We start from the raw sequence: 12,399 nt of genomic DNA, 5'->3' as shown, positions 1-12,399 counted from the left end.
GCGCATGACCCGCCCGCGGTTTAAACGCATCCTGCTCAAGCTGTCCGGCGAAGCGCTGATGGGGCAGGGGCAGTTCGGGATCGATCCCCAAGCGGTTGATGCCCTCGCCGCGGAGATCGCGACGGCGCGGGAAATCTGCCCGGAGCTGTGCCTGGTCGTCGGCGGCGGCAACATCTTCCGCGGAATGGCGGCCGCGGCGAAAGGCTTCGACCGCGCCAATGCCGACTACATGGGCATGCTGGCGACGGTCATGAACGCGATCGCGCTGCAAGGCTCGCTTGAGCGGGCGGGCGTCGATACCCGCGTCCAGTCGGCAATCCCGATGGCCAGCATCAGCGAGCCCTACATTCGCCGTCGCGCGCTCCGGCACTTGGAAAAGGGCCGGATCGTGCTGTTCGCCGCGGGCACCGGCAACCCCTATTTCACCACGGATACCGCAGCTGCGCTGCGCGCCGCCGAAATGGGTTGCGACGCCTTGTTCAAGGGCACCAGTGTCGACGGGGTCTACACCGCCGACCCGAAGACCGATTCCACCGCCACCCGCTACGACGAATTGTCGTTCAATCGCGTGCTCAGCGACAACTTGCGGGTGATGGACGGCGCCGCCGTGGCCCTGTGCCGCGACAACAATATTCCGATCGTCGTCTTCAACATTCGTCAGCCGGGGAACCTAGCGCAGGTTCTGTCGGGCGGTGGCGTTGCGACGATCGTTCAGAACGGAGACTGATCGATGGCCGGCACGTATGACAAATCAGACCTTCAGCGACGCATGCAGGGCGGCATAGAAGCGTTGCGGCATGACCTTGGCGGCCTTCGCACGGGTCGTGCCTCGACGGCGTTGCTCGATCCGGTGAACGTCGAAGTCTACGGCGCGCACATGCCATTGAACCAGGTGGCAACGGTATCGGTGCCGGAACCGCGCATGATCTCCGTCCAGGTTTGGGACCGCTCCAACGTGGGGCCCGTGGAAAAGGCGATCCGCTCGGCGGGCCTTGGCCTTAACCCGATCACCGACGGCCAGATGATTCGCCTGCCCATCCCCGACCTGACCGAGGAACGCCGCAAGGAACTGGCGAAGCTGGTTGGGCAATATGCCGAAAAAGCCAGGATCGCCGTCCGCAACGTTCGCCGCGACGGGATGGATCATCTCAAGCAGGACGAGAAGAAGCATCTGATCAGCGAGGACGAGCGCAAGCGGTTCGAGACTGAAGTTCAGAAGATGACGGACGACACGATCAAGGAAATCGACGAGGTGTCGGCTGCCAAGGAAAAGGAAATCCTGGGCAAGTGACCTCTCAGCCGGCGCCATCCGCCGTGAACGCGGCTGAGAGCGCCGGAAATGGTGGCGCCAGCGCGGTGCCGCGCCACGTCGCCATCATCATGGACGGGAACGGGCGCTGGGCCAGCCAGCGGGGCCTGCCGCGCGTCGCTGGCCATCGTGCCGGCGCCGAAGCGTTGCGTCGTACCCTCCAAGCGGCCGCGGACGCCGGCGTCAAAGTCCTCACCATCTACGCCTTCTCATCCGAGAACTGGCGCCGGCCCGACGAGGAGATTTCCGACCTCAAAGGCCTGATGCGCTATTATCTCGAGCGAGAGCTCAAGCGACTGGAAAGCGAAGGCGTCCGACTGCGCTTGATCGGCAATTACAGAGCGTTCGGGCCCGATCTTGCCAAGCAGCTGGAAGCGGCGGTTGCGCGAACGGCGTCCAACAGCAGACTGACCCTCGTCATTGCGCTGAATTACGGCTCTCGAGCGGAGCTTGCAGCGGTCGCGTCAAAGCTCGCGAGCAAAGCCGTTGCCGGAGAGATCGCCCCCGAATCCATCGACGAGGCCGCCATTGAAGCGGAACTCGATACTGCAGAGTTGCCGCAACTGGACCTGCTGATCCGTACCTCTGGCGAAGTACGCCTTTCCAATTTCCTGTTGTGGCAGACCGCTTATGCGGAGCTGCTGTTCACGCCGGTCCTGTGGCCCGACTTCGATGAAGCGGCCTTCAACGATGCGCTAGGCCAGTTTGCGGCCCGGCAACGGAGATTCGGCGGCCGATGAGCGAATTTGTCGTCCGCACGATCTCGGCCGTGGTGATGGTTTCGGTCGCAATCTGCGCGCTGTTCCTTGGCGGCTACTGGTTCGCGGTCTTCGTGGCGGCTGCGGCAACTGCGGTGTTTTATGAATGGACTCGCCTGACCAAGGGCTGGGGAGCGGGCTGGTATATCAGCGGCTTCGCTTACTCGCTTCTCGCCGCGCTGGCGCTCCTATGGCTTCGCGATCGCGCCGACAGCGGCCTGTGGCTGGTTGTCTGGGCCTTCATCATCGTTTGGGCCACCGACATTGGCGCCTATCTGGTCGGGCGATCGATTGGCGGCCCCAAGCTTGCGCCCGCCATCAGCCCGGGCAAGACCTGGGCAGGATTCTACGGGGGCGTGGCGGCGGCGACGATCCTGTCCGGGGCATGGGTCTTAGTGATGCAATTGCACTGGATCCTGATCCTGGTCGCGCCTCTCTTTTCGGTGGTGGCGCAGGGCGGCGACCTGTTCGAAAGCTGGATCAAGCGCCGCGCCGGCGTGAAAGACTCCGGGCGACTGCTTCCGGGGCACGGCGGTGCTTTCGATCGGCTGGACGGCCTGCTTCCGGTCGCGATCCTTACGGCCCTCATTAGCTTCGCCGGCGTCGCGTGAAGCGGCGCATCTCTATCCTGGGCGCGACCGGGTCCGTCGGCAAATCGACGCTGGACCTGATCCTTCGCTCGCCCGAACGCTTCGACGTCATCGCTTTGACCGCGCAGACGAATGTGCCGGCGCTTGCCGAGGCCGCGAGGGCGACGCAGGCGAAGCTGGCCGTGGTTGCCGACCCCGCTCGGTTGGACGAGCTTCGCAATGCCTTGTCGGGCACCGACTGCAAGGCGGCTGCTGGCGCCGACGGCCTGGCCGAGGCGGCAACTGGCGAAGCAGAGCTGGTGATGGCGGCGATCGTCGGTTGCGCCGGCTTGCTGCCGACCATGGCGGCGGTCGAGGCGGGCAAGACGGTCGCGCTCGCCAACAAGGAAGCGCTGGTAACGGCCGGCCATTTGATGATCGATGCGGCGGCAAAGTCCGGAGCAACTCTGTTGCCCGTCGACAGCGAACATAACGCCATATTTCAATGCCTTGCGACTAGCCGCTCACAAGACGTCGCAAGACTTGTCCTCACCGCGAGCGGTGGGCCTTTTCGCACTGCCACGAGGGCTGAGCTTCGTTCGGCCACGCCCGCGCAAGCGGTGGCCCATCCGAAATGGTCGATGGGCTCGAAAATCTCCGTCGATTCGGCGACGCTGATGAACAAGGGTCTCGAGCTCATCGAGGCGCATTACCTGTTTGCATTGCCGTCGGAGCAGATCAACATCGTCATCCACCCGCAATCCATCGTTCATTCGCTGGTCGAATTCGTCGACGGATCGATGCTTGCCCAGTTGGGCAGCGCCGACATGCGCATCCCTATCGCTTATGCCCTGGCCTGGCCGGAGCGGATGGAAACGCCGGCCGCGAAGCTCGACCTGATCGAGGTCGGGCGGCTGGACTTCGAGGCGCCCGACCTGGACCGGTTCCCGGCGCTTCGGCTTGCGCGCCGGGCGCTCGAAGCTGGAGACGGCGCGGCGGTGGTCCTTAACGCTGCCAATGAGATTGCGGTCGAGCTCTTCCTCGCCGGCCAAATCGGCTTCACCGAAATCCCCGCGATGGTCGAGCGCGCCCTCGACGCGACGTCCACGACGCTGCCGCGCTCTATCGCTGAAGTGACGGCGCTCGATGCGGCGGTGCGCCGGGACGTCCGCTCCTTCGCGCTTGAGAGATGTGCCTAATGTTCGCCGATCCGCCGCTGTGGCTGATTGTCATCGCCTTCGTGGCCATGATCGGTCCGCTGGTGTTCGTGCACGAGCTCGGTCATTTCCTGGTCGCACGGGCCTTCGGCGTCGGGGCCGAGATCTTTTCGATCGGCTTCGGGCGCGAAATCTTCGGCTGGACCGACAAACGCGGCACACGGTGGAAGGTCGGTTGGCTGCCCCTTGGCGGTTACGTGCGCTTCGTTGGCGACGCCGACCCTGCCAGCGCTGGCGCAACCGCGGGCGCGACCAGTCGTCCCGACAGTTTCGCAGGCAAGCCGGTGTGGAAGCGGTTCCTCATCGTACTGGCTGGCCCGGTTGCGAACTTCCTGCTCGCCATCGCCATTTTTGCAGCATTCTTCGCTTTTGTCGGGGCGCCCCTGACCAATGTCGTGGGATCGGTGAAGCCGGGCAGTGCGGCCGCGGCGGCAGGAATCCAGCCTGGCGACCGCCTGGTCGCGATTGCGGGCCGGGCCACGCCGACCTTCGACGACATTCTCAGGATCGTGCTGCTTCGGCCGAACGAAACGATACCGGTCACCGTGCAACACGGCGAACAGCTTCGGTCTGTCCCGGTAACGCTTGGATCCACCACCTTCAAAGACGGCACCCGGACGTTCCAGGCAGGGTTGTTGGGGGTCACGTCTTCGGTGACTGCCCGCGAACGGCTCGGTCCCGTTGACGCGACGGCGACCGCGGTACGCTACACCGCCAGGATGACCGAGGGGATCGTCGACGGTCTTGTCCAAATGGTCCGTGGCCGGGTCTCGCCGGAGCAACTCGGTGGCCCGCTGAAGATCGCGAAAGTGGCCGGGGAAGGCGCCGCGGCCGGGCCTTTCGCCTTCGCGGCCCTTGTCGCCTTGATTTCAATTAATCTCGGATTCATCAACTTGTTGCCAGTTCCGATGCTGGATGGTGGCCATCTTCTATTCTATGCAATCGAGGCAGTTCGCCGGCGCCCGGTCAGCGCTCGCGCGCAGGAGTGGGCATTTCGCGGCGGCCTTGCGCTGTTGCTTTCCCTGTTCCTGTTCACGACGCTGAACGATCTTGGCTCGTTTGGCGTGTGGGAGCGCCTCGGAAGCTTGATTGGCTAGGTAGGTTGGGGCAGGGGCTGGCATCCGTTCAGCGGCTCGGATTTGGGCCGCGGTAGAGACTTCATAGGCGGGGACGCGTGATTTCAAACAAGACGAAGCTCGGGCGGCGCGCTGGCGCAATGCTCCTCGTTGGGACCGCTCTTGGCGGCTGGTCGCCACTGCACGCACAAGCGGCCGCGCCCGCGACCGGCAGCCAGCCGGCTCCGGCAGTTGCCCAGCCGGTCGCTGCCCCAGCGGCACCGGCCAGCTCGATGATCCGCTCGATCTCCGTTCGCGGCAATCAGCGACTCGAGCCGGCGACGATCATTTCCTACGCCAGTATCTTGCCCGGGCAGAGTTACACCGCGGCGACGCTCGACCAAGCGTTGAAGGACCTTTACGCCACGGACTTGTTCAATGACGTCAACATCACTGGTGCCGAGACCGGCAACCTGGTGATCAACGTCAAGGAAAATCCGGTCATCAACCGCATCGTGCTGGAGGGCAACAAGCGGCTCAAGACCGACAAAATCATGCCGGAGATCAAGCTTGCTCCGCGGCAGATCTTCACCCGCACGCAGGCCCGCTCCGACGTCGAACGGATCGTCGAGCTGTACAAGCGCGAGGGCCGTTTCGCTGCCCGGGTCGAGCCGAAGATCGTGCAGCTCGACCAGAATCGCGTCGATGTCGTTTTCGAAATCTATGAAGGCGACAAGTCGAAGATCCGGGCGATCAACATTATCGGCAATGACGCCTTCAAGGACGATCGTCTCCGCAAGGAAATGTTCAGCCGCGAGTCGGGCGGCGTTCTCGGCTTCCTGAAGTCCAACGACACTTACGACCCCGACCGCCTTGCTGCGGACCAGTCGAAGCTGCGCATTTTCTACCTGACGCAGGGCTACGCGGATTTCCGCGTGATTTCTGCGCTTGCCGAGCTGACGCCTGACCGCCGCGACTTCATCATCACCTACGTCGTCGAAGAGGGACCTCGCTACAAGTTCGGCGAGATCAAGGCGGAAAGCGCCCTTCGCGACCTCCCCGCCGAAAAGGTGATGGAGCAGGTGAAGGTCAAGTCGGGCGAGTGGTTCAACGCCCAGGCGATCGAGGACACGGTCACCGATCTTAGCGAGATCGCCGGCAACCTTGGCTATGCCTTCAGCAACATCAACCCCGGCTACGATCGCGATCCCGCCAAGCGGCTGATGAACATCAACTTCCGCGTCGAAGAGACTCCGCGCGTCTACGTCGAACGGGTCGATATCAACGGCAACACCGTGACTCGCGACAAGGTGATCCGCCGCGAATTCCGCGTCAACGAAGGCGACGCCTTCAGCGCGATCAAGGTCAAGCGGACGCAGGACCGTATCCAGAGCCTTGGCTATTTCCAGGACAAGTTCGAGATCAAGCAGTCGGAAGGCTCGGCCGATGACCGCGTGGTGCTGACTGCCGACCTGCAGGAAAAACCGACCGGGCAGATCCAGTTCTCCGGCGGCTACTCCAGCCTTGAGCAATTCGTCCTGTCGTTGTCCGTGCAGCAGAACAACTTCCGCGGCATGGGCCAGTCGCTGGGCGCTGGGATCGATTATTCGCGCTATTCGCGCTCGATCAATCTGAGCTTCTCCGAGCCTTACCTGTTCGATCGGCAGGTGCTGCTCGGCGGGCAGATCTATCGCCGCGACTACAACAGCTTCAATTACTCGGGCGGGCAAAAGAACACGACGTACGGGCAGGTCAGCACCGGCGGCGGCTTGCGCCTCGGCTTCCCGATCAACGAATATACCACCCTGGCGACCCGATATTCGCTGGTGCTCGACGACGTCACCTTGTCGAAAAGCTTTTACTACACCGATCCCGACGGGAACGGTCCGCTGGACTCGCAGTGCGATCCACTGAAGGCAGGGCGGTACCTTTGCGATGAACTCGGCAAGCGGGTGACGTCGACGGTCGGTTATTCGATCGGTTTCGACAATACCGACGGCATTCGACCCACGCGCGGTCAGCGGCTGGTTCTTTCCCAGGACTTCGCCGGGCTCGGCGGCGACGTCCGCTACCTGCGCACCCGTGCCGACGCCACCAAATATTGGGGCCGGAAGAACGGCATCGTCCTGTCGGCGCATGCCGAGGGTGGTTACATCCATCCGTTCAGCGACGGTCCCGCATCGGGCGCCGATCCAATCCGGCTCACCGACCGCTTCTTCGGCCCATCGCCGTCACTGCGCGGCTTCGACATCCGGGGCGTGGGGCCGCGCATTCAGCGCCTGTTTTACAACGCCGAGGGCGTGCTAGACCTGGAAACTGCGAAGAAGGTCAGCGACGCGGTCGGCGGTCACGCTTATTATATGGCGCGGGTCGAAGTGGAGCCGCCGATGACGTCGGGGCTGCGCAGCCTTGGGATCCGCCCGAGCGTTTATGTTGAGGCGGGGTCGGTCTTTGGCCTCAAAAAGCCGCTGCTGAACGACATTCCGGGCATTTGCGCTCTTACCTCCGGGACCGGCGCCGATGCGGTGACCCAGTTCAAGCAGCTAAACCCCGGTCAGACCAAGGCCGACTGCGCCACATTGCTGGTCCCCGGGGCCAATGACGTGGCGAGCTTCCAGCCGGGCTCCAAGGAATTCTTCCTCGGCAATTCGGCCAAGCCGCGCTTGTCGGTGGGCTTCGGTTTCAACTGGGTATCGCCTTTTGGTCCACTCCGGATCGACCTCGCCAAGGCCCTGCTCAAGCAGGACGGCGACGAGGACAAAGTCTTCAGCTTCAACGTAGGAACAGCATACTGATGCGCAATTCATTGATCCTGGCCGCAGCGTCGGTCCTCACCATCTCCGCCGCCTCCACCGCGAGCGCACAGCAGCGCGGCGGGGTCATCGTCGTGGATTCCGAATCCATCATCCAGAACTGCAACGCCTGCCGCACTGCGCGGACCCAGCTCGAGCAGCAGCTCCAGGCGGCCCAGCAATATTCGACGACGCTGTCGCAACCGCTTGAAACTGAAGCTCGCGCGATCGAAGCGGCGGCAAAGGCGCTTGGCGCGAAGGCGAACAGCGATGCCGCGCTCAAGAAGCGTGTCGATGCCTACCAGCAGCGTGAGAACACCGCTCGCCAGCAGCTTGCACAACGCCAACAGCAGCTCCGGTCCACCCAGGCGCACGTCCAGCAGCAGATCGGAACCCGACTGATCGCGGTTGTCGAGCAGGTTCGCGCTCGGCGCGGCGCGGCGATTGCCCTCAACAAGCAGAGCACGCTTGCTAACGATCCGACGATCGACGTGACCGCGGAGACGCTCGCTGCACTTAACCAGCAGCTAACGTCCATCAGCGTCACCCCGCTCCCGCAGCAGGCGACCCAGCAGCAGCCGCAGGGCCGCTAAAGCATGAGTGACGGTGCGTCGGAAGCTGTCGGCCCGCTCGATGTTCGGCGGGTCATGGCGGCCCTGCCGCACCGTTACCCCTTACTGCTGGTCGACCGGGTCGAGAGCATCGAGCTCGATAAGTCGATCGTCGCCATCAAGGCGGTGACGATCAACGAGCAGTTTTTCCAAGGCCATTTCCCGGGCCGGCCGATCATGCCCGGGGTGCTGATTGTCGAAGCGCTTGCCCAGGCGGCAGGCGTATTGGCGATCCAGTCGCTCGGTCTCGGCGACAGCGGCAAGCTGGTTTACTTCATGGCGATCGAAGGGGCCAAGTTCCGGGCGCCGGTCGAACCCGGCGTCCTGCTCCGCCTCGAAGTCGAATTCGTGCAGAAGCGCCCGAGCGTGTGCAAGTTTGCCGGGCGGGCGCTGGTCGACGGCAAGGTTGCCGCCGAAGCCCGCTTCACCGCGATGATCGCGGACCCGCCCAGCGATTGAGCTTAAAAGCGCGTCAGCCGTATGCCGGCGAACGCACCGCGCCCCTCAGTCCGGTAATCGACAGCGTCGCGATAATCCTCGTCAAAGACGTTCGACACGCGGGCGAAAATGTCGAGCGTGGGTGAAAGGCGATAGGCAATCCTGGCATTGCCGAGGATGTACCGGTCGAGCCCGACAATGGCGTAAGGCGGAAGCTCCTGCCGGTCACGCCGCGCGCCGACATAGCTGACCGACGCTCCATAGCTCCAGCGCGACATACGCCCGTCTACCGTGACGGAGCCGCTGTGGCGCGGCCGGCGCAATTCGGCTTGCACCCCTGCATCGGTCGGCTGGTCGGCTTTCAAATAGGCGTAATTGCCGGACAGGCGAAGCCGGTCGCTCGTCTTCCAGGCGAGCTCCGCCTCGACACCCGACCGGTGGCTTATGCCCGTCGAATTCAGCGTACTGGTGAAGGTGGGATCGTCGACGATCTCATCCTCCAGGCGCTGCCGGAAAGCGGTCAGCGACCCCGACAGACGGGAATCCCTGTAGCGCAACGAAGCCTCGTATCCGCGCGATCGTTCCGGTTTCAAGTCGGGGTTGCCCAGGTAAGTGCCTGGGAAAAAGCCGTAGAGGTCGAAGAACGTCGGCTGGGCGATGCCTTCGCCGTAAGAGGCGGCAACCGACCAATTCCCGCTGACTCGGCCAAGAACGGACGCGCGAAGCGTCGTGCTGTCCTTGAAATCGCTGAAGCGGTCCTTCCGGACGGCGACATCGATCGCGCCGGGCGCCGCTTCGCTTCGCCACTCGGCGGTGATCGCATCGTGAGTCCGCTTGCGGTCCTGGTTGGTGAAGCCGCCGTAGAGGACATCGCGGGCGCCAAAGTCCTCGCGGTCATGGTCGAGCGCGACGATCGCGGTGTGGGCGAGGGCGCCGGTGGAGAAGCGATATTCGAACTGCCCGGAAGCGGTCCATCGCCGGCCTTTCGTGCGGTTCAGTTCCTCCCCGTCGAGCGCGTTGCGGTTCGACGATCCAAGAAGGGAGGTCGACACGATCCCTCGGAAGCCTTGGTCCATGCGCCCGGCCTGCGCCCAAACCCGTCCGGCGGAGAGCCGGTTGCGGGTAACGTCGAGCGTGTCCGAGTGGATGAAGGTGAGGAGATCGATGCCGTCATATTCGGTGCGACCAGTCAGGCTGAACGCGGAGACGCCGACTTCGATATCCGGCGACAAGGACCATGTGGCGCGTAGCCGGCCCGACAGGTTGCGGTAGCCGTCCCGGTCGCCCAGGCCGCTGAAACTGTCGATGCCCGTCGCTCGCTGCCAGGCGGCGCCGGCATTTACGTGGACCGGTCCGGTCCGCACCGATGCGTTGCCGCTCGCGCGGGCGAACCCGAATGACCCCGCCTCGCTACTCGCTGCAAAGCCTTCCTGGTCCGAAGCTGAGCCGTCGACCGCGATAACCCCGCCGATTGCTTCGGATCCCCACAAGGCAGACTGAGGTCCGCGCACGACCTCGATGCGCGACACCAGGTCGCTGTTCAGCAACTCGAAGCGAGCGGCGTTGCCGGCCGCGGGGTCGTTGGCGCGGATGCCGTCGAGGAACAGGAGGGTGTGGTTCGCCTCCGATCCACGGATTCGGACTTCCGTGAAGCTCCCCGCCGGGCCGCTGGTGGCAATCGAGGCGGACGGGATCAGCCGAAGCATTGCGTCCACCAGCGGGGAGCCGAGCCGCTCGATCCGTTCCCGGTCGGTAACGCTGGCGCTTGCAGCGGCGTCCGCTTGCTCTTCTGGCGCGCGCGAGGCGACGACGACGATCTCGTCGGGATTCGTCGTGAAGGGCGGCGTTGCGGCGGATTGGGCGAGCAACAATAGAATCATCTGGACCTCCTTGAACGACACGAATGTCGCCTCGGAGGTGCCCTGCGACTGGCCGCAGAGCGCCACGCACCGGTGGCTGGTCCCGGCCGGGTGCGGACGACTGACGGGGCAGGTTCCTGACTTGGCCGAAGGTCGGCTTCACAGTTGCGGGCACAGTGCCGGAATTGCGCCGGCTTCCCATTTAACCGCCCCCGCCAAGCAAGCTTGTGGGCGGCACCTCGTCGAGGAGGCCACTACGTTCGCGGCAGCCCGAGTGTCAACGCGGCAGCGGCGGGTTTGCGCGGCGGCGCTGCTCCGCTATGAACTCCGCCGAAGGACAAGGCAGGCTCGATGACGGCGAACAACACGCGAATTCTCGTATTGGTGACGGCGATCCTTGCCGCGGCCATGTTCCGGCTGTTGCCGCATCCGGCCAATTTCTCGCCAATCGCAGCGATCGCGCTGTTCGGCGGGGCTCACCTGCCGCGCCGCACCCTGGGCTTCGTCGCACCGTTCGGTGCGCTCCTGCTCAGCGATGCGGTCCTCGGCTTCTACCCCGGCATCTCGCTCGTCTACCTGGCCGTAGCAATCACCGTGCTGATTGGCTGGGTGATTTCCAGCCGCCGGTCGGTTTTGCAGGTCGCGGGCGGCGCCTTGGCAAGTTCGGTCTTGTTCTTCGTGCTGAGCAATTTTGGCACATGGCTGATGATGGACATGTATCCCAAGTCGGCCGCTGGCCTGGTGGCCTGCTATGCGGCCGCCATTCCGTTCTTCCAGAACACCGTTGCCGGGGACCTTTTCTTTGCCGGACTGCTGTTCGGCGGGTTCGCCTTGCTGGAGCGGGCGGTGCCGATCCTGCGCGAACGGCCGGTCGCCGCGACGGCCTGAACCCAAGCGTTCAGTTGCAACTCGCGGCCCTTCGCGATAAGGGCCGCGCGACCTTTTGGGGCTGGTCGGAAACCAGCCAATTTCAAGGAATAAGCAGATGAAGTCCGATACCCATCCCGATTATCACATGATCAACGTCGAGATGACCGACGGCACCGTGTTCCAGACCCGCTCCACCTGGGGCAAGGAAGGCGACACGTTGCACCTCGACATCGATCCGACCGCTCACCCGGCCTGGACCGGCGGCAACCAGAAGCTGCTCGACACCGGCGGCCAGGTTGCGCGCTTCAACAAGCGCTTCGGCGGCCTGAGCCTCGGCAAGAAGTAAGCGACGCGCGGAGCTTGTCCGAGCGGCAAGTGAGCACGACCCGCTTGGTCCGCCAAGCGCCGCGGATCGAGACCGAGCGACTAATCCTGCGCCCGTGGCGCAAGGAAGATTTCCGCCCCTGGCATGCCATCATGAAGCAGCCCGAAGTGCACCGGCACTTCGGGCCGGAGCCGATTGGGGCGGAAGAATGCTGGCGACGGCTGACGGCCGCGGTCGGCGGTTGGCAGCTCAACGGCTTCGGCACTTGGGCGGTTGAGCGCAAAAGCGACGGCAAGCTGATCGGCAACGTCGGCATCTTCACCGCTTGGCGGGATCTCGAACCGGAGTTTGGCGAGCAACCGGAGATGGGGTGGATCTTCTCGGCCGATACGCACGGGCAGGGGATCGCGTCCGAAGCCTGCTCAGCGGTGATCGATTGGATTGAGGCGAACCTCGCGCCAACCCCGCTGTGGGCAATCATCGCGCCGTCGAACGTCCCGTCGATCCGCTTGGCGGAACGCTTAGGGTTCGAGCATGTCGGCGAAACGCGGTATCACAACGAGCGCACCCTGGTCCTCAACCGCCGTGCGCGGTGA

At 64.1% G+C, this 12,399-nt stretch carries 13 protein-coding genes and 1 riboswitch; of the genes, 12 read left to right on the top strand and 1 reads right to left on the bottom strand.

The genetic code is table 11. From position 1 onward, the window contains the following. Positions 1 to 4: 4 nt before the first annotated feature. From pyrH to fabZ, 9 genes are all read left to right on the top strand, one after another. Positions 5 to 727 carry a UMP kinase gene (pyrH, locus tag G7078_RS06815; protein WP_166094348.1) on the top strand — a complete coding sequence of 241 codons (723 nt, stop codon included), beginning with the start codon at positions 5 to 7 and terminating at the stop codon, positions 725 to 727. Positions 728 to 730: 3 nt separating this feature from the next. Next, positions 731 to 1,291, top strand: coding sequence for a ribosome recycling factor (frr, locus tag G7078_RS06810; RefSeq protein WP_166094345.1), 561 nt, complete (start codon positions 731 to 733; stop codon positions 1,289 to 1,291). Then, on the top strand, positions 1,288 to 2,049 hold the full coding sequence (gene uppS / locus G7078_RS06805; RefSeq protein ID WP_166094343.1) for a polyprenyl diphosphate synthase: 762 nt from the start codon (positions 1,288 to 1,290) through the stop codon (positions 2,047 to 2,049). Before frr ends, uppS begins: the two co-directional genes overlap by 4 nt. Continuing rightward, positions 2,046 to 2,678, top strand: a complete 633-nt coding sequence (locus G7078_RS06800) for a phosphatidate cytidylyltransferase (RefSeq protein ID WP_166094341.1) — start codon at positions 2,046 to 2,048, stop codon at positions 2,676 to 2,678. Before uppS ends, G7078_RS06800 begins: the two co-directional genes overlap by 4 nt. After that, complete coding sequence (locus G7078_RS06795) at positions 2,675 to 3,835, top strand: 1-deoxy-D-xylulose-5-phosphate reductoisomerase (RefSeq protein ID WP_166094339.1); 1,161 nt, start codon at positions 2,675 to 2,677, stop codon at positions 3,833 to 3,835. The genes G7078_RS06800 and G7078_RS06795 overlap by 4 nt, the downstream gene beginning before the upstream one ends. Further along, positions 3,835 to 4,950: a M50 family metallopeptidase gene (locus tag G7078_RS06790; protein ID WP_166094337.1), complete on the top strand. Its 1,116-nt coding sequence runs from the start codon at positions 3,835 to 3,837 to the stop codon at positions 4,948 to 4,950. Before G7078_RS06795 ends, G7078_RS06790 begins: the two co-directional genes overlap by 1 nt. Positions 4,951 to 5,027: 77 nt before the next feature. Next, positions 5,028 to 7,703: an outer membrane protein assembly factor BamA gene (gene bamA / locus G7078_RS06785; protein WP_246166286.1), complete on the top strand. Its 2,676-nt coding sequence runs from the start codon at positions 5,028 to 5,030 to the stop codon at positions 7,701 to 7,703. Continuing rightward, positions 7,703 to 8,293 (top strand): OmpH family outer membrane protein, encoded by a 591-nt coding sequence (locus G7078_RS06780; protein ID WP_166094335.1) that lies wholly within the window; start codon positions 7,703 to 7,705, stop codon positions 8,291 to 8,293. Before bamA ends, G7078_RS06780 begins: the two co-directional genes overlap by 1 nt. A gap of 3 nt (positions 8,294 to 8,296) precedes the next feature. After that, entirely contained in the window at positions 8,297 to 8,770 is a 474-nt protein-coding gene (gene fabZ / locus G7078_RS06775; protein ID WP_166094333.1) for a 3-hydroxyacyl-ACP dehydratase FabZ, read from the top strand. A gap of 2 nt (positions 8,771 to 8,772) precedes the next feature. Here fabZ and G7078_RS06770 read toward each other — a convergent pair whose 3' ends face one another. Next, positions 8,773 to 10,629 carry a TonB-dependent receptor plug domain-containing protein gene (locus G7078_RS06770; protein WP_166094330.1) on the bottom strand — a complete coding sequence of 619 codons (1,857 nt, stop codon included), beginning with the start codon at positions 10,627 to 10,629 and terminating at the stop codon, positions 8,773 to 8,775. 90 nt (positions 10,630 to 10,719) lie between these two features. After that, a riboswitch (cobalamin riboswitch) is annotated at positions 10,720 to 10,865 on the bottom strand. A 94-nt stretch (positions 10,866 to 10,959) separates the two neighbouring features. Here G7078_RS06770 and G7078_RS06765 point away from each other — a divergent pair. The 3 genes from G7078_RS06765 (at position 10,960) to G7078_RS06755 (ending at position 12,399) form a co-directional block, all read left to right on the top strand. Then, positions 10,960 to 11,496: a DUF6580 family putative transport protein gene (locus G7078_RS06765; RefSeq protein WP_166094328.1), complete on the top strand. Its 537-nt coding sequence runs from the start codon at positions 10,960 to 10,962 to the stop codon at positions 11,494 to 11,496. A gap of 97 nt (positions 11,497 to 11,593) precedes the next feature. Further along, the gene (rpmE, locus tag G7078_RS06760) at positions 11,594 to 11,824 is read left to right on the top strand and encodes a 50S ribosomal protein L31 (RefSeq protein WP_166094325.1); all 231 of its coding nucleotides are present in this window, start codon (positions 11,594 to 11,596) and stop codon (positions 11,822 to 11,824) included. A 29-nt stretch (positions 11,825 to 11,853) separates the two neighbouring features. After that, positions 11,854 to 12,399: a GNAT family N-acetyltransferase gene (locus G7078_RS06755; protein WP_166094323.1), complete on the top strand. Its 546-nt coding sequence runs from the start codon at positions 11,854 to 11,856 to the stop codon at positions 12,397 to 12,399.

Origin of the sequence: Sphingomonas sinipercae (assembly GCF_011302055.1) — a bacterium.
GTDB classification, from domain to species: domain Bacteria; phylum Pseudomonadota; class Alphaproteobacteria; order Sphingomonadales; family Sphingomonadaceae; genus Sphingomicrobium; species Sphingomicrobium sinipercae.
Note: the sequence above shows the minus strand (reverse complement) of the source record. Positions and strands in the feature narration are given on the sequence as shown.

Excerpts from the sequence above, each read along its gene's own strand:
- G7078_RS06800 (WP_166094341.1), top strand. The coding sequence starts at position 2,046 with ATGAGCGAATTTGTCGTCCGCACGATCTCGGCCGTGGTGATGGTTTCG.
- pyrH (WP_166094348.1), top strand. The coding sequence starts at position 5 with ATGACCCGCCCGCGGTTTAAACGCATCCTGCTCAAGCTGTCCGGCGAA.
- fabZ (WP_166094333.1), top strand. The coding sequence starts at position 8,297 with ATGAGTGACGGTGCGTCGGAAGCTGTCGGCCCGCTCGATGTTCGGCGG.
- G7078_RS06765 (WP_166094328.1), top strand. The coding sequence starts at position 10,960 with ATGACGGCGAACAACACGCGAATTCTCGTATTGGTGACGGCGATCCTT.
- G7078_RS06790 (WP_166094337.1), top strand. The coding sequence starts at position 3,835 with ATGTTCGCCGATCCGCCGCTGTGGCTGATTGTCATCGCCTTCGTGGCC.
- rpmE (WP_166094325.1), top strand. The coding sequence starts at position 11,594 with ATGAAGTCCGATACCCATCCCGATTATCACATGATCAACGTCGAGATG.
- frr (WP_166094345.1), top strand. The coding sequence starts at position 731 with ATGGCCGGCACGTATGACAAATCAGACCTTCAGCGACGCATGCAGGGC.
- G7078_RS06770 (WP_166094330.1), bottom strand. The coding sequence starts at position 10,629 with ATGATTCTATTGTTGCTCGCCCAATCCGCCGCAACGCCGCCCTTCACG.
- G7078_RS06780 (WP_166094335.1), top strand. The coding sequence starts at position 7,703 with ATGCGCAATTCATTGATCCTGGCCGCAGCGTCGGTCCTCACCATCTCC.